A 15,720-nucleotide genomic window follows, 5' to 3' on the forward strand; every position below is an offset into this window, starting at 1 on the left:
TCTTAATCCTTAGTTTGCAACAGCGCGATGGTGCGGTTCATTTCGTTAAACACGATGTTGAGACCTTCATCGAAACCCATACCTGGTTTGACCAGCATGCGCATAGGACGCGCAGCCAGCGCGACGTGTACGCAGGTGCGAGCACTGATTTCCGTTTCGTTACAGGTACCGCCCTGATAGGCTTCCATCGCGTGTTTGTTGCAATACAGCACTGCGTCAACGATGTTGTGAATACCGCCCAGATCCGGGGTTTTGATCTGCACCATGTGGCAGCTGCCCGCGTCGGTGAAGTCCACAATGTCCTGATAGGTGTTACACCACTCATCTGCAACGATTTTCACGCCGGAACCCAGACGGGTCAGTTCTTTGGTAATGGCGGTTAACATGCGGATCTGATCCGGCTTGTTACCGGCATCCACCGGACCTTCAATGTACAGCGGCAGGCCCTGAGCTTCCGCTTCCAGGCTGGCGATGTATTCAGCGCAGCGCACCGGATCCATATCGAAGATCAGACCGATAGTGCCATAGACATCAATGTGCAGCGTCGGGTGATAACGTTCGCTGGTGCGCAGGGTTAAGATGCGATTAGACAACCAGCGCACATACTCACGCAGCTTTTCACCTTTAAAGCCCAGCTTCTCTTCCACGTTGTTGATCAACGCGTGCGGCAGAACGTCCACGCCTTTGAGGATCATCTTGTCGACGGCGATATAACGGTCATCACCGCTCTGACCAAATAATGGAATGGCTTCCGGGACGCATGGCAGTTGCCACTCGTCGCACACCACTTCAGTTTTCAGACGGCCGGTCGCCAGCGCCGCCGCGTCGAGCAGTGCCTGAGAAAGACCGTAACGGACGGCGGTATGCAGCAGATGGCCATCGATACGCAACTGATCAAAGAAGCGGGCGTTTGGCAGGAAAGCATCCACGTCACGGCCTTCCAGCAGCGGCTTGATATGATCGTTGAGGAAAGGAATAAAATTTTCAGCCAGGAACAGCGGGTCGCGACCGCCTGCGCCTGAATATTGCACCGCAGCACAATCGCCTACCGCCACTGCGCCGTTTTCCAGAACCAACTGCACAGAAACGCATTCACCCGCCTGGCGGACAGAGGTAAAGCCAGGCGTTACCGGAGAGCCGGTATAGATAAACCCGTCATGACCGGCACCGTTTTTGATGGCCTGCTGATCGTCAAAATAAAATGAGGAGTAGCCAGCGGTGAAAAGGGCCTGTTTAATTTTCATTATGGTCTTCCTATTAATTTACTGTGGGATACGGCGTTGATGTCATCAATGACCATCTGGAAAGAAGGTTTACGGCCTTCGAAATGCGCGCGCTCTGCGACGTAGTCGTGGTGCAGGGCGAGAATGTCTTTCGGCAGCGGAACAGCGCCGGCTTCGAGAATACGGATGGCGCCTGTGTTATCGCGTACCGGCAGAATCTTCCCGGCGTTACAGGCGGCAGGGGCGAAAGGCACATCCAGCACGCCTGCTTCAAAGGCCAGCACCGTACCGCGTGCAATATCGCCATTGCCGAGTTCAAAGACTTTTTTCAGCACCGCGCGGACTTCGCTCTTGATCAGCTCGACTTCCTGTTCCACGGCTGCGCACTGCGGGAATTTCTGGTCGCTGACCATGTTGAGCATCTGGCGTGATGCTTTAAGACCCTGAGCGTTAGCGGCCGCTGTTGGGATACCGAACGCTTCGTGCGGGCTTTTGGTGATCACTTTTGTTGCGCCCGACATACCGGCAACCGCTGCGCCCCAGGCGATAACGGAGAAGGCTTTCGCTTCATCTTCCGGGAATCCGCCCATCCACTGATGGAAAACGGTGCTCAGCTCGTAATCGTCGAAGCCGTGGTTATGGAAGTACTCGTGGGACAGCTCACGCAGCGCCTGAATAGCGGCGATATCCTGCGTCAGGCTACCGACCTGACCGTAGCCGACGGTGATTGACTTCACGCCCTGTTCCAGCGCCAGCAGACCTTCAATAATCGCAACCGAGTGGGACATAAATGGTGGGATCAGGGTGCCGGTCAGCGGACCAAACGGTTCGCGGTTGATGCGAATACCGTTCTCTTCATACAGACCCATCAGACGATCGCAGTACTGCCAGTCGCGGATGGATTTTTCCAGGGTGACGCGTTTGGCATAAGGGATGTTGTAAGAGATACCGCCGCCTTCGTAGCTGGTAAAGCCACTGGCCATGGCGATTTCTGCCAGCAGGCGCGCGTCCGGCGTACCGTGGCGAACCTGGATCGGTTTTTCCAGCGACTCAGTCATACGGCGGCAGGCAGCAACCCCGTGATTGACGACCGGTAAACCATTCAGCTTGGAAGTCCCTGCTTCGATGGATTTCTGGATCCCGACAGCGGCTTCTTCATAGCGGTTCAGACGGGTGTAGGCATCAATAGTACTTGGCAGGAGGTCGCACTCTTCCTGCAACGTTTTGAGCAGCGCAATATGCTCGTCCATTAACGCCACGCCTGCGCGCGGTTGGCTCAGGGTTCTACCTTCCTGATCGGCCTTCAGCAGGGCAAGGGAGAAGCGCTTTTTATCCGGAATAGATTGCTGGTACTTCACGCCATCTTCGAAGTTCTCAACGTCTTTACCGGTTTCCCAGGTTTGCAACACCTGATGCCTTTCGGTCATGAATTCGTCATGGGTCAATTTTTTATTTCGAAGTTCCATTCGTAGCTGCCTTTAGTTTTGTAGGGTTAAACACTGAATGCTGGTGCGAGCAGCGGCTTGCGGGTACAGCCTGGCGACATTTGCCAGTAGAGGGAGCAGGCCATTTGAATCGCGGTAATACTCAAACTGGTTCGGTAACAGAATTCTTTTACCCTGGTCGTCCAGCTCCCGGTATTTGAGCCAGTTATGGATATCGAACTGGCTGGCGCGAGAGAGCCATCCACCTGAACCGACGACTTTGCGTACGGTGGTGAGATCGCGACCCATCTGTAAATCCACGTTACCCACGCAGGTGCAAACCTGCTTTTTAGTGCCCGCGTGGCGCTCAGCGGCATAGCCCACGCATAAACCTGCCAGCAGAGTGTCGAAATATTTCTCCTCCTCGCTGAGTGGCAGGTAATCCGGCTGCCCAACCAAATGACGCAGGTAGCGGTAAAACGCTTCCTCGCGCTGCGGCTGTTGGGCGAAGATGACTTTCACCATTTCCTGTGTGCTTTCTCCCACCACGACGGCGGAAACGCGCATTCCCAGGTCGCCTTCAACGGTACGTTTGACGAAAGGTTCTGGAACGCCATGCAGGACGGTATCGGGGGAGAGGGTATTCGCGCTGGCCGAATAGACATCCGTGGTGGCTCCGCCCATATCAATCAGCATGAATTCCTTCCATGCGCTGTCGTAATCGCTAATGGCTTTGACTAACTCATATACCGTCCATGGCGTCGGCATTGGCTCTTCGCCTGTTTCACCGACAATGACATCCAGACCTTTGCCTTTCACAATGCGTGACAAAAACACATCACAAATCGCCTGGCGTGCGGCAAACGGATTCGGGTGATCGAGATCGGGCAGAATGTTGTCTACCGTGGTCAGATCCTTGTGCCCGAGAATCGTTTGTATTTCATCCTGAATGTCCCGGTTTCCTGCGTAGATAATGGCGCAATCCAGCTTCGAGTCAGCCAATGCACGCGCATTCGCCAGACCATAGCTTTCTTCTCCACCGTCTGTACCGCCGGTAAATAACAGGATGTCCGGTGGTGATGATTCCAGCTCCTGTATGTCATGACGGTTCAGCTTGTACGAATAATATTGCGCGATTTTCGCTCCTGCCGAATGGGCGGTAACTTTTGCCGATTCCAGCGTAATGGAGGGCACCAGTCCCATCGCTGCAACGGCGAGCCCACCTTTAGCCGAGGAGGAGTATTTCAACTGCACTTCACCACTTTTCAGTAACGGGCGAGCATCGGCAACATTCAGCACCTGATTCAGGCTGGCAAAAAAACCGTCTGCCAGATGATGTGTGGTGGTTGGGGTCAGGACATGGTTTACCAGGGTTAACTCCTCGCCTTCATGGGCGAAGAGGGCTGCCTTGGTCCAGGTCGAGCCGATATCGACAGAAACTGTTTGCATCAGATAGCCTCTTCCAGGCAACGCTGTTCGAGGCCATTGTGTTGGTGAATATCATTGGCGATAAGCGCACAGACATCTTCCAGATCGTGGCTGGGGGCGAAGACGCGGTTAAATCCCATCTCTTTAAACTTCACTTCCACATCGGCGAAGTCATGTTTGCCTACAACCAGGTTGCCGCCGACGTACAGCAGAATGTCACCGAGTCCGCGTTCGATGCAGCGTTCACGTAACCCGAGGCAGTCGATGTCACCATGTCCGTAAATAGAGGACACCACGATGGCATCGGCGCCTGTTTCGATCGCGGCATCGATATATTCATCCTGACTCACCATCACCCCGAGGTTGATTACGTGAAAATCATGCGCAGTAAAAACGCGATCCAGAACTTTATTGCCTACTGCATGGCAGTCAGCACCGATAACGCCAATAACAAGTGTAGATTTTTTCATGGGTAATCCTCTGTAGGGCTGATGGTCAATAAGTGAAAATACTTTTCTAATATTCAGAGCTTGGATTGTGACAACCTTTTAATAGGGTTGGAGTTTCTGTGGAAGAGAAAAAGGAAGCAATTGATCTATTTTCAAAATATCCTGACAAAAATGATTGTTATATTTATTCCCATAAAAATGTGTTTGTAATCATGTGGTTGCTATGTGTTTTTTGTTCTGGTTTTAATTTTTTAGAAAATCGAGTAATAAATAACTTGCCATGTTTGTGATCAAAATCTTATTTTGTTGGGCGCGTCATTCAGGTAACAATTTTAATAATTTCAAAAATTCCCTTCACTAAATAACTTGTGAACAACCTAACGGTTTTTTATTTATTAATCTTATATGTCACAATTATTCCTTTGTTAAATTTAGGATAAAAATGATAATGAATTGTTTGTGGCATATTTAATCTTTGCCACAGAAGCGAAGACGCGACGTGAACGATAACTTATGGTGATGACAAAAGTGACAGGCGGACTTTCTGCGCCAGAACGCTCAATGCAATGCGTTGGCCAATGGGGAGCGTTTCCGCTTCCAGTTGAGATAGTTACATCACGGTGTTAATTATAAGTAAAAATAAAATGAATAATTTGTATGAAATAACTATTCCACGCCTTGCTAAACAAAAAACTGTGAGCTACCCAGCAATAGTGACTCTTTATCTGCTGGCAATTTTATTTGCCTGGTCGGTTAAAAGACCGTGTAGATTTAAATAAATATCCTATCATTTATAGTAACGACAAATACTCATTGAAAAACATGTTGTTAACATGGTGTTCACTAGTCATCGTAGTGTTAAACACCATTAACAACAAATTTGAAAATTGATTTAAATCAAAGTTTAAAACTTGGAAAACATCGTCAAAAGAGGTTAAATTGCTGCAGATCAAATTGGTCTGAAAGTGGTAAATTAGCTATAAATTGATCACTATCGAAAAATGCAAATTTGTCTCGATAAAAACCTGTTTATTGTAAGGATTTTACGGCGTAATATAATTGCGGGATCAATTTGAGTGTTTTATTAACATGTTTGTAACCTTTCATCATTGTCATTTCTTCAAATGAGAAGAATGAACGGCGGCGGAAGGAAGCAGATAAATTTGTATTGGGGCATGCGTGTGACCCTTTCTAACGGGGTTCACTCTCGGAGTCTTCATGCGATGAGCAAGGAGTCATGATGTTAGATATAGTCGAACTGTCGCGCTTACAGTTTGCCTTGACCGCGATGTACCACTTCCTGTTTGTGCCACTGACGCTCGGTATGGCGTTCTTGCTGGCCATTATGGAAACGGTCTACGTCCTTTCCGGCAAACAGATTTATAAAGATATGACCAAGTTCTGGGGCAAGTTGTTTGGTATCAACTTCGCTCTGGGTGTGGCTACCGGTCTGACCATGGAGTTCCAGTTCGGGACTAACTGGTCTTACTATTCCCACTATGTAGGGGATATTTTCGGTGCGCCGCTGGCTATCGAAGGTTTGATGGCCTTCTTCCTCGAATCCACCTTTGTAGGTCTGTTCTTCTTCGGTTGGGACCGTTTGGGTAAAGTCCAGCATATGTGCGTCACCTGGCTGGTGGCACTGGGTTCTAACCTGTCCGCATTGTGGATTCTGGTAGCGAACGGCTGGATGCAAAACCCAATCGCCGCGGATTTCAACTTCGAAACCATGCGTATGGAGATGCTGAGCTTCTCCGAACTGGTGCTCAACCCGGTTGCCCAGGTGAAATTTGTTCACACGGTGGCATCAGGGTATGTCACTGGCGCGATGTTCATTCTTGGCATCAGTGCTTATTACATGCTGAAAGGCCGTGACTTTGCGTTCGCAAAACGCTCCTTCGCGATTGCTGCCAGCTTTGGTATGGCGGCTGTGCTGTCTGTTATCGTGCTGGGTGATGAATCCGGTTACGAAATGGGCGACGTACAGAAAACTAAACTCGCCGCTATTGAAGCTGAGTGGGAAACTCAACCTGCTCCTGCTGCGTTTACCTTGTTCGGTATTCCCGACCAGGATAAACAAGAAAACAAATTTGCGATTCAAATTCCTTATGCGCTGGGCATCATTGCCACCCGCTCTGTTGATACACCGGTCATTGGTCTGAAAGACCTCATGGCGCAGCATGAAGAGCGTATCCGTAACGGGATGAAGGCGTATCAGCTGCTGGAAGAATTGCGTGCGGGGTCAACCGATCAGGCTGTTCGTGACCAGTTCAACAGCATGAAGAAAGATTTGGGTTATGGTCTGCTGCTGAAACGCTATACGGACAACGTCACCGACGCAACCGAAGCGCAAATTCAACAGGCAACGAAAGATTCTATCCCTCGCGTTGCGCCGCTGTATTTCGCTTTCCGTATCATGGTGGCGTGTGGCTTCTTGCTGCTGGCCATTATTGCGCTTTCCTTCTGGAGCGTCATTCGTAACCGCATCGGTGAGAAAAAATGGCTGCTGCGTGCCGCGCTGTACGGTATTCCACTGCCGTGGATTGCTGTAGAAGCAGGTTGGTTTGTCGCCGAATATGGCCGACAACCATGGGCAATCGGCGAAGTATTACCAACGGCGGTGGCAAACTCATCGTTGACAGTAGGCGATCTGCTGTTCTCCATGATCCTGATTTGTGGCCTGTATACCCTGTTCCTGGTGGCAGAATTGTTCTTAATGTTCAAGTTTGCACGCCTCGGCCCGAGCAGCCTGAAAACCGGTCGCTATCACTTTGAGCAGTCCAATGTGACTTCTCAGCCGGCACGCTAAGACAGGAGTCGTCAAATGATCGATTATGAAGTATTGCGTTTTGTCTGGTGGCTGTTGGTCGGCATTCTGCTGATTGGTTTTGCGGTCACTGATGGCTTCGACATGGGGGTGGGCATGCTCACCCGTTTCCTCGGTCGTAATGATACCGAGCGTCGAATTATGATTAACTCCATCGCCCCGCACTGGGACGGTAACCAGGTTTGGCTCATCACCGCGGGTGGCGCTCTGTTCGCTGCCTGGCCGATGGTGTATGCCGCTGCGTTCTCTGGTTTCTATGTGGCGATGGTTCTGGTACTGGCGTCTTTATTCTTCCGTCCGGTCGGTTTTGATTACCGTTCCAAGATTGAAGACACTCGTTGGCGTAACATGTGGGACTGGGGCATTTTCATTGGTAGCTTTGTTCCGCCGCTGGTAATTGGCGTGGCGTTCGGTAACCTGTTGCAGGGCGTACCGTTCCATATCGATGAGTACCTGCGTCTGTACTACACCGGTAACTTCTTCCAGTTGCTGAATCCGTTTGGTCTGCTGGCAGGTATCGTGAGTGTTGGTATGATCATCACCCAGGGCGCGACCTACCTGCAGATGCGTACGGTTGGTGAACTGCACCTGCGTACGCGTACCACCGCGCAGGTAGCGGCGCTGGTGACTCTGGTCTGCTTCGCGCTGGCCGGCGTGTGGGTGATTTACGGTATTGACGGTTATGTTGTGACCTCTGCAGTGGATCATCATGCCGCCTCTAACCCGCTGACCAAAGAAGTGGCGCGTGTTGCTGGCGCATGGATGGTGAACTTTAATAATGCACCTGTCCTGTGGCTGGTTCCTGCACTGGGCGTGGTTCTGCCGCTGTTGACCATCCTGACTTCTCGTATGGAGAAAGGGGCATGGGCGTTCGTCTTCTCCTCACTGACGTTAGCCTGCATCATCCTGACTGCCGGTATCGCAATGTTCCCGTTTGTGATGCCATCCAGCACCATGATGAACGCGAGTCTGACCATGTGGGATGCGACTTCCAGTCAGCTGACGCTGAACGTGATGACTTATGTGGCACTGGTGTTTGTACCGATCATTCTCATCTACACCACCTGGTGTTATTGGAAAATGTTTGGTCGCATCACCAAAGAAGATATTGAACGTAACACCCATTCTCTGTACTAAGTAAGGAGCTAAATATGTGGTATTTCGCATGGATTCTGGGAACGCTTCTTGCCTGTGCATTTGGGATAATCACAGCCCTGGCGCTTGAGCACGTTGAATCAGGCAAAGCCGGACAAGAAGAAAGTTGATGATCAACCTTATCGCGATGGTTTATGCGGTAATGGACAAGCGCCCCTTGCGGGCGCTTTCCTTTGTGCTGGCAATCGTGTTGGCTGGCTGCATATTCTGGGACCCGTCACGTTTCGCGGCCAAAACCAGTGAGCTTGAAATCTGGCATGGTTTTCTGCTGATGTGGGCTGTCTGCGCTGGCATCATTCACGGCGTTGGCTTTCGTCCTCGCGCGGTGCACTGGCAGGGCATCTTCTGCCCGCTGATCGCGGATATCGTCCTCGTTGTTGGTCTGATTTTCTTCTTCTTTTGAATAAGAAACATCCTTAAATATTTATGGGCTTGCATAAGCCCATAATTTTTTACTCTCCGTTTACTTTCCCCCATTCCAAAGCACCATTCCCGCGCGTATAGTAGCGAAGTTTGAAAGCACTAACCTTTTGTTGCATTACCGGGATGTACAGTGAAGACAGCGCGATATACAACGACATTCTTGATGCATCGCGGCGGCAAAAACGCGAGTCACCAGGCGCTTACCAGGGTAAGCAACGGGTGTGAGTGGACGAAGCCAACAAAGAGGCAGTAAGAATGAATAAGTATATGTTTCGATGGCCGGTTCGTGTCTACTATGAAGACACTGATGCCGGTGGGGTGGTTTACCACGCCAGCTACGTCGCTTTTTATGAAAGAGCACGCACAGAGATGCTGCGTCATCATCACTTCAGTCAGCAGGTGCTGCTGGCAGAGCGCGTAGCCTTTGTGGTGCGCAAGATGACTCTTGAGTATTTTGCGCCTGCACGGCTCGACGATATGCTCGAAGTCCAAACCGAAATTACGTCAATGCGTGGCACCTCATTGGTTTTCACGCAACGCATTGTCAACGCAGAGAACACCGTGCTGAATGAAGCCGAAGTTCTGATTGTTTGCGTTGATCCACTCAAAATGAAGCCTCGTGCGCTTCCCAAGTCTATTGTCGCGGAGTTTAAGCAGTGACTGACATGAATATCCTTGATTTGTTCCTGAAGGCAAGCCTTCTGGTTAAACTTATCATGTTGATTTTGATTGGTTTCTCAATCGCATCCTGGGCCATTATTATCCAGCGGACCCGTATTCTGAATGCCGCTTCACGTGAAGCAGAAGCATTTGAAGACAAGTTCTGGTCTGGTATTGAGTTGTCACGCCTGTATCAGGAAAGTCAGGGGCGTCGTGATAATTTGGCGGGATCGGAACAAATTTTTTATAGCGGATTCAAAGAATTTGCGCGTTTGCACAGGGCCAATAGCCATGCGCCGGAAGCGGTCGTTGAGGGGGCATCCCGTGCGATGCGAATCTCGATGAACCGTGAACTGGAAACGCTGGAAACGCATATTCCATTCCTCGGCACCGTCGGCTCCATCAGTCCGTATATCGGTCTGTTCGGTACCGTTTGGGGGATCATGCACGCGTTTATCGCGCTGGGCGCGGTAAAACAGGCAACGTTGCAAATGGTCGCACCGGGTATCGCGGAAGCGTTGATTGCGACGGCTATCGGTCTGTTTGCGGCAATCCCGGCGGTTATGGCTTACAACCGACTGAATCAGCGCGTGAACAAGCTGGAACTGAATTACGACAACTTTATGGAAGAGTTTACCGCGATTCTGCACCGCCAGGCGTTTACCGTTAGCGAGAGCAACAAGGGGTAAGCCATGGCCAGAACGCGTGGACGAGGTCGTCGCGAACTTAAGTCCGAAATCAATATTGTACCGCTGCTCGACGTACTGTTGGTGCTGCTGCTGATCTTTATGGCAACCGCGCCGATCATTACCCAGAGTGTGGAAGTCGATCTGCCGGATGCGACCGAATCGCAAGCCGTCAGCAGTAACGACGAACCTCCGGTCATTATTGAAGTTTCCGGTATTGGGCAATACAGCGTGGTGGTTGAAAAAGATCGTATGGATCAACTGCCGCCGGAGCAGGTTATTGCGGAAGCGAAAAGCCGCCTGCAGACCAATCCGAAAACGGTCTTTTTAATCGGTGGTGCGAAAGACGTGCCTTATGATGAAATAATTAAAGCGCTGAACTTGTTACACAGTGCAGGCGTGAAATCGGTTGGCTTGATGACGCAGCCAATCTGATGTCTGCGTATTGCTGGCTTGAAAGATAGCGCGTAACAGGCGAACAGTTTTTTGGGAACCGAGAGTGTCAAAGGCAACCGAACAAAACGACAAGCTCAAAAGGGCGATAATTATTTCAGCGGTGCTGCATGTCATTTTATTTGCAGCGCTGATCTGGAGTTCGTTCGATGAGCACATTGATGCTTCAGCCGGCGGCGGTGGCGGTTCGTCCATCGACGCCGTTATGGTTGATCCTGGCGCCGTTGTGCAACAGTACGACAGGCAGCAGCAACAGCAGGCAAGTGCGAAACGTGCAGAAGAGCAGCGTGAAAAACAGGCGCAGCAACAGGCTGAAGAACTTCGCGAGAAACAGGCCGCTGAGCAAGAGCGCCTGAAGCAGCTGGAAAAAGAACGTTTAGCCGCGCAGGAAAAAGTGCGCGAACAAGCGGAACAGCAGAAACAGGCTGAAGCTGCCGCCGCGAAAGCGCAAGAGCAGCAGAAACAGGCTGAAGAAGCTGCGGCGAAGGCTGCTGCAGACGCGAAGGCCAAGGCGGATGCACAGGCGAAACAAGCGGCAGATGCCGCGAAGAAAGCCGCTGCGGACGCACAGAAAAAAGCTGAGGCTGAAGCCGCTAAAGCCGCCGCTGATGCGAAGAAAGTTGCCGAAGCACAAGCCGCTAAGGCTGCCGCAGACGCCGCGAAGAAAGCCCAGGCTGAAGCCGCTAAGCAAGCTGCAGCAGAAAAAGCTGCCGCCGAAAAAGCAGAAAAAGCCGCTGCCGCAAAAGCAGCTGCTGCTGAAAAAGCGGCGGCTGAAAAGAAAGCCGCTGCGGAAAAAGCCGCTGCAGACAAGAAAGCTGCCGCTGACAAAGCTGCTGCTGACAAGAAAGCTGCGGCAGATAAAGCCGCTGCAGCGAAAAAAGCGGCTGCTGAGAAGGCCGCTGCGGCCTCGGGCGTTGACGACCTGTTGGGTGACTTAAGCTCTGGTAAGAATGCGCCGAAATCAGGTGGTGGAGCGAAAGGAAACGGTCAGCCGGCGAAAGATAGTGGTACAAGTGGTGCAAATGGCGGCGCATCTGGCGCTGATATCAGTGCTTACGCCTCTCAAATTCGTAATGCGATCCAGAGCCGTCTGTATGGTGCTGATTTGTATGCGGGCAAATCTTGCGTACTACATATCAAGTTAGCACCCGATGGTCTGTTGCTGGATGTGACCGAAGAGGGCGGCGATCCGGCATTGTGCCAGGCTGCGCTGACGGCTGCGAAAACAGCCAGAATTCCTAAACCGCCTAGCCAGGCTGTTTATGAAAAAGTAAAAGATGCCAAACTGGACTTTAAACTGTAATAACAACCCCTGAGAAATCGGGGGAAACAGTCTAAGGTTGAGACAGAGTTCTGGTAGTTTTGTGTATTTGAGTTTGTTAACATTCTGCTAAATTATCGTGGGCGTTCCGTCCAGATAAGGGAGATATGATGAAGCAGGCATTACGAGTAGCATTTGGTTTTCTGATGCTGTGGGCAGCAGTGCTGCATGCAGAAGTACGTATCGAGATCACCCAGGGGGTGGACTCGGCACGCCCGATTGGCGTTGTCCCATTCCAGTGGGCAGGGCCGGGTGCTGCACCTGAAGATATCGGTGGTATCGTAGGCGCTGACCTGCGTAACAGCGGTAAATTTAACCCATTAGACCGTTCTCGTCTGCCGCAGCAGCCGGGCACCGCGGCGGAAGTTCAACCTGCTGCATGGTCTGCGCTGGGTATTGATGCCGTCGTGGTCGGGCAGGTAACGCCGAATCCGGATGGCTCCTACAGCGTGGCTTATCAACTGGTTGATACCGGCGGCGCGCCGGGTACCGTACTGGCGCAGAACACCTATAAAGTGAACAAGCAATGGCTGCGTTACGCGGGCCATACTGCCAGTGACGAAGTATTTGAAAAACTGACCGGTATTAAGGGCGCATTCCGTACCCGTATCGCGTATGTTGTCCAGACCAACGGCGGTCAGTTCCCGTACGAATTACGCGTGTCCGACTACGATGGTTACAACCAGTTCGTGGTACACCGTTCTCCGCAGCCGCTGATGTCTCCGGCGTGGTCTCCGGACGGTTCAAAACTGGCTTACGTGACCTTCGAAAGCGGTCGTTCTGCGCTGGTTATTCAGACGTTGTCTAACGGCGCTGTTCGTCAGGTCGCTTCTTTCCCGCGTCACAACGGCGCACCTGCGTTTTCTCCGGATGGCAGCAAACTGGCGTTTGCTCTGTCTAAAACCGGTAGCCTGAACTTGTATGTTATGGACATTGGTTCTGGTCAAATCCGTCAGGTGACGGATGGTCGCAGCAACAACACTGAACCTACCTGGTTCCCGGACAGCCAGAATCTGGCCTTTACTTCTGACCAGGCCGGTCGTCCGCAGGTATACAAAGTTAACGTCAACGGCGGTGCTCCGCAGCGTATTACCTGGGAAGGTTCGCAAAACCAGGATGCGGATGTGAGCAGCGACGGTAAATTTATGGTAATGGTAAGCTCGGCTAACGGTCAGCAACACATTGCCAAACAAGATCTGGTAGCGGGTGGCGTACAAGTTCTGTCGTCAACGTTCCTGGATGAAACGCCAAGTCTGGCACCTAACGGCACTATGGTAATCTACAGCTCTTCTCAGGGGATGGGATCCGTGCTGAATTTGGTTTCTACAGATGGGCGTTTCAAAGCGCGTCTTCCGGCAACTGATGGTCAGGTTAAATTCCCTGCCTGGTCGCCGTATCTGTGATAATAAATAATTGATTAATAAAGGAATCATTGAAATGCAACTGAACAAAGTGCTGAAAGGGCTGATGATTGCTCTGCCTGTTATGGCTATTGCGGCATGTTCTTCTAACAAGAACGCCAGCAATGACGGCAGCGAAGGCATGCTGGGTGCCGGCACTGGTATGGATGCAAACGGCAGCGGCAACATGTCTTCTGAAGAGCAAGCGCGTCTTCAGATGCAGCAGCTGCAGCAGAACAACATCGTTTACTTCGATCTGGACAAGTACGATATCCGTTCTGACTTCGCTGCAATGCTGGATGCGCACGCTAACTTCCTGCGTAGCAACCCGTCTTACAAAGTCACCGTAGAAGGTCATGCAGACGAACGTGGTACTCCTGAGTACAACATTTCCCTGGGTGAGCGTCGTGCAAACGCCGTTAAGATGTACCTGCAGGGTAAAGGCGTTTCTGCTGACCAGATCTCCATCGTTTCTTACGGTAAAGAAAAACCTGCAGTACTGGGTCATGACGAAGCGGCTTACTCCAAAAACCGTCGTGCCGTACTGGTTTACTAAGAGAATTGCATGAGCAGTAACTTCAGACATCATTTGTTGAGTCTGTCGTTACTGGTTGGCATAGCGGCCCCCTGGGCCGCTTTTGCACAGGCGCCAATCAGTAGTGTCGGCTCAGGCTCGGTCGAAGACCGTGTCACTCAACTCGAGCGTATTTCTAACGCTCACAGTCAGCTTTTAACCCAACTCCAGCAACAACTCTCCGATAATCAGTCCGATATTGACTCTCTGCGTGGTCAAATTCAGGAAAATCAGTATCAACTGAATCAGGTTGTTGAACGTCAGAAACAGATATTGCTGCAGATGAATAATCTTGGCAGCGGTAGCGCGCCTGCGGCGCAGTCTGCGGGTGGGGATCAGAGCGGGGCGGCGACCCCTGCGCCTGATGCGGGGGCTGCGGCAACGTCAGGGGCTCCGGCACAAACTGGCGATGCGAATACCGATTACAATGCAGCAATCGCCCTGGTACAGGATAAATCCCGTCAGGATGACGCGATTGAAGCATTTCAGAACTTCATCAAAAAGTACCCGGACTCTACTTACCTGCCAAATGCCAATTATTGGCTGGGTCAGTTGAATTACAACAAGGGTAAAAAAGATGATGCCGCGTTCTATTTCGCTTCGGTAGTTAAAAACTTCCCAAAATCACCTAAGGCTGCAGACGCGATGTATAAAGTCGGCGTCATCATGCAGGACAAGGGCGACACAGCAAAAGCTAAAGCGGTTTATCAGCAGGTTATCACTAAATATCCTGGCACTGATGGCGCGAAACAAGCGCAAAAACGCCTTAACGCGATGTAATGACCACCATGCGACCAGAAATCGTGTTATTTCTGGTCGCGTCGTGTGATTCCTAAGCAGTTGAGTTATTTACCTCGAAATTTTTGTTGCGCTAAAATCTGAAATCAGTAATATATGCCGCCGTTGCCAAGGGATATCAAACAGCCTGAAAGCGGCGAAAAAAGTGGGTCGTTAGCTCAGTTGGTAGAGCAGTTGACTTTTAATCAATTGGTCGCAGGTTCGAATCCTGCACGACCCACCAATCGTTCTGGTGGAACGCGATAGTAAAACGTGAAGGATAACGTTGCGTAAGCAACGGCCCGTAGGGCGAGACGAAGTCGAGTCATCCTGCACGACCCACCACTAACTCAGTTAGTAAGTAGTATCCAGCGTAGTATCGGGTGATTAGCTCAGCTGGGAGAGCACCTCCCTTACAAGGAGGGGGTCGGCGGTTCGATCCCGTCATCACCCACCACTCGGGGCGTTAGCTCAGTTGGTAGAGCAGTTGACTTTTAATCAATTGGTCGCAGGTTCGAATCCTGCACGCCCCACCAACTTTAACATCGTACTCAGATGTTAAACGTGAAGGATAACGTTGCTTTAGCAACGGCCCGCCAGGGCGAGACTAAGTCGAGTCATCCTGCACGCCCCACCAATTCCTGGTGGTTCCGAGTAAAATTTTTTCAGGTGACATCCGAGCGGGTCGTTAGCTCAGTTGGTAGAGCAGTTGACTTTTAATCAATTGGTCGCAGGTTCGAATCCTGCACGACCCACCAATGTTTCTGGTGAAAGCGATAGTAAGCCGTGAAGGATAACGTTGCGTAAGCGACGGCCCGTAGGGCGAGGCGAAGCCGAGTCATCCTGCACGACCCACCATCCTGAAAGTATAAAAGAAGTAAACCCCATAAGGGGGCGTTAGCTCAGTTGGTAGAGCAGTT

At 51.2% G+C, this 15,720-nt stretch carries 15 protein-coding genes and 4 tRNA genes; 15 read left to right on the forward strand and 4 right to left on the reverse strand.

What is annotated here, in order from left to right; genetic code table 11:
* Positions 1 to 2: 2 nt before the first annotated feature.
* The 4 genes from FDX09_RS07645 to glmS are packed head-to-tail and all read right to left on the reverse strand — an operon-like array spanning position 3 to position 4,545.
* Complete coding sequence (locus FDX09_RS07645; protein ID WP_038638925.1) at positions 3 to 1,244, reverse strand: methylaspartate ammonia-lyase; 1,242 nt, start codon at positions 1,242 to 1,244, stop codon at positions 3 to 5.
* The gene (locus tag FDX09_RS07650; protein WP_038638927.1) at positions 1,244 to 2,689 is read right to left on the reverse strand and encodes a methylaspartate mutase subunit E; all 1,446 of its coding nucleotides are present in this window, start codon (positions 2,687 to 2,689) and stop codon (positions 1,244 to 1,246) included. The genes FDX09_RS07645 and FDX09_RS07650 overlap by 1 nt, the downstream gene beginning before the upstream one ends.
* Before the next feature lie 12 nt (positions 2,690 to 2,701).
* Positions 2,702 to 4,096 carry a methylaspartate mutase accessory protein GlmL gene (gene glmL, locus FDX09_RS07655; RefSeq protein ID WP_038638930.1) on the reverse strand — a complete coding sequence of 465 codons (1,395 nt, stop codon included), beginning with the start codon at positions 4,094 to 4,096 and terminating at the stop codon, positions 2,702 to 2,704.
* Positions 4,096 to 4,545 (reverse strand): methylaspartate mutase subunit S, encoded by a 450-nt coding sequence (gene glmS, locus FDX09_RS07660; RefSeq protein WP_038638933.1) that lies wholly within the window; start codon positions 4,543 to 4,545, stop codon positions 4,096 to 4,098. Before glmS ends, glmL begins: the two co-directional genes overlap by 1 nt.
* Positions 4,546 to 5,764: 1,219 nt before the next feature.
* Here glmS and cydA point away from each other — a divergent pair.
* The 15 genes from cydA (at position 5,765) to FDX09_RS07735 (ending at position 15,558) form a co-directional block, all read left to right on the forward strand.
* Positions 5,765 to 7,333, forward strand: coding sequence for a cytochrome ubiquinol oxidase subunit I (cydA, locus tag FDX09_RS07665; protein WP_038638936.1), 1,569 nt, complete (start codon positions 5,765 to 5,767; stop codon positions 7,331 to 7,333).
* Between the two features lie 15 nt (positions 7,334 to 7,348).
* Complete coding sequence (gene cydB / locus FDX09_RS07670) at positions 7,349 to 8,488, forward strand: cytochrome d ubiquinol oxidase subunit II (RefSeq protein WP_042309685.1); 1,140 nt, start codon at positions 7,349 to 7,351, stop codon at positions 8,486 to 8,488.
* Between the two features lie 14 nt (positions 8,489 to 8,502).
* A complete protein-coding gene (cydX, locus tag FDX09_RS07675; RefSeq protein ID WP_061381940.1) occupies positions 8,503 to 8,616 on the forward strand; it encodes a cytochrome bd-I oxidase subunit CydX in 114 nt (37 codons plus the stop codon).
* Between the two features lie 2 nt (positions 8,617 to 8,618).
* Entirely contained in the window at positions 8,619 to 8,909 is a 291-nt protein-coding gene (gene ybgE, locus FDX09_RS07680) for a cyd operon protein YbgE (RefSeq protein WP_160956255.1), read from the forward strand.
* Between the two features lie 275 nt (positions 8,910 to 9,184).
* Positions 9,185 to 9,589, forward strand: coding sequence for a tol-pal system-associated acyl-CoA thioesterase (gene ybgC, locus FDX09_RS07685; protein ID WP_003831439.1), 405 nt, complete (start codon positions 9,185 to 9,187; stop codon positions 9,587 to 9,589).
* Positions 9,586 to 10,278 carry a Tol-Pal system protein TolQ gene (gene tolQ / locus FDX09_RS07690; RefSeq protein ID WP_003022976.1) on the forward strand — a complete coding sequence of 231 codons (693 nt, stop codon included), beginning with the start codon at positions 9,586 to 9,588 and terminating at the stop codon, positions 10,276 to 10,278. The genes ybgC and tolQ overlap by 4 nt, the downstream gene beginning before the upstream one ends.
* A gap of 3 nt (positions 10,279 to 10,281) precedes the next feature.
* Entirely contained in the window at positions 10,282 to 10,710 is a 429-nt protein-coding gene (gene tolR / locus FDX09_RS07695; RefSeq protein ID WP_003022978.1) for a colicin uptake protein TolR, read from the forward strand.
* 64 nt (positions 10,711 to 10,774) lie between these two features.
* Entirely contained in the window at positions 10,775 to 12,031 is a 1,257-nt protein-coding gene (gene tolA / locus FDX09_RS07700) for a cell envelope integrity protein TolA (RefSeq protein ID WP_038638946.1), read from the forward strand.
* Positions 12,032 to 12,159: 128 nt separating this feature from the next.
* Positions 12,160 to 13,452 carry a Tol-Pal system beta propeller repeat protein TolB gene (gene tolB, locus FDX09_RS07705; protein ID WP_038638949.1) on the forward strand — a complete coding sequence of 431 codons (1,293 nt, stop codon included), beginning with the start codon at positions 12,160 to 12,162 and terminating at the stop codon, positions 13,450 to 13,452.
* Between the two features lie 34 nt (positions 13,453 to 13,486).
* On the forward strand, positions 13,487 to 14,005 hold the full coding sequence (gene pal, locus FDX09_RS07710; RefSeq protein ID WP_006685431.1) for a peptidoglycan-associated lipoprotein Pal: 519 nt from the start codon (positions 13,487 to 13,489) through the stop codon (positions 14,003 to 14,005).
* A 9-nt stretch (positions 14,006 to 14,014) separates the two neighbouring features.
* On the forward strand, positions 14,015 to 14,803 hold the full coding sequence (cpoB, locus tag FDX09_RS07715; RefSeq protein WP_038638952.1) for a cell division protein CpoB: 789 nt from the start codon (positions 14,015 to 14,017) through the stop codon (positions 14,801 to 14,803).
* 165 nt (positions 14,804 to 14,968) lie between these two features.
* Positions 14,969 to 15,044: transfer RNA gene (locus FDX09_RS07720), tRNA-Lys, on the forward strand.
* 137 nt (positions 15,045 to 15,181) lie between these two features.
* Positions 15,182 to 15,257 (forward strand) — tRNA-Val (locus FDX09_RS07725).
* Between the two features lie 3 nt (positions 15,258 to 15,260).
* A tRNA-Lys gene (locus FDX09_RS07730) sits at positions 15,261 to 15,336 on the forward strand.
* Between the two features lie 146 nt (positions 15,337 to 15,482).
* Positions 15,483 to 15,558 (forward strand) — tRNA-Lys (locus FDX09_RS07735).
* The last annotated feature ends 162 nt before the right edge of the window (positions 15,559 to 15,720 follow it).

The organism is Citrobacter sp. wls717, assembly GCF_005280955.1.
In the GTDB taxonomy this organism is placed as follows: Bacteria; Pseudomonadota; Gammaproteobacteria; order Enterobacterales; family Enterobacteriaceae; genus Citrobacter; species Citrobacter werkmanii.

Bases quoted from the DNA above. Each gene is read 5' to 3' on its own strand.
- cydB (WP_042309685.1), top strand. From the start codon at position 7,349: ATGATCGATTATGAAGTATTGCGTTTTGTCTGGTGGCTGTTGGTCGGC.
- tolR (WP_003022978.1), top strand. From the start codon at position 10,282: ATGGCCAGAACGCGTGGACGAGGTCGTCGCGAACTTAAGTCCGAAATC.
- pal (WP_006685431.1), top strand. From the start codon at position 13,487: ATGCAACTGAACAAAGTGCTGAAAGGGCTGATGATTGCTCTGCCTGTT.
- FDX09_RS07650 (WP_038638927.1), bottom strand. From the start codon at position 2,689: ATGGAACTTCGAAATAAAAAATTGACCCATGACGAATTCATGACCGAA.
- ybgC (WP_003831439.1), top strand. From the start codon at position 9,185: ATGAATAAGTATATGTTTCGATGGCCGGTTCGTGTCTACTATGAAGAC.
- glmS (WP_038638933.1), bottom strand. From the start codon at position 4,545: ATGAAAAAATCTACACTTGTTATTGGCGTTATCGGTGCTGACTGCCAT.
- cydA (WP_038638936.1), top strand. From the start codon at position 5,765: ATGTTAGATATAGTCGAACTGTCGCGCTTACAGTTTGCCTTGACCGCG.
- cpoB (WP_038638952.1), top strand. From the start codon at position 14,015: ATGAGCAGTAACTTCAGACATCATTTGTTGAGTCTGTCGTTACTGGTT.
- tolB (WP_038638949.1), top strand. From the start codon at position 12,160: ATGAAGCAGGCATTACGAGTAGCATTTGGTTTTCTGATGCTGTGGGCA.
- cydX (WP_061381940.1), top strand. From the start codon at position 8,503: ATGTGGTATTTCGCATGGATTCTGGGAACGCTTCTTGCCTGTGCATTT.
- glmL (WP_038638930.1), bottom strand. From the start codon at position 4,096: ATGCAAACAGTTTCTGTCGATATCGGCTCGACCTGGACCAAGGCAGCC.
- FDX09_RS07645 (WP_038638925.1), bottom strand. From the start codon at position 1,244: ATGAAAATTAAACAGGCCCTTTTCACCGCTGGCTACTCCTCATTTTAT.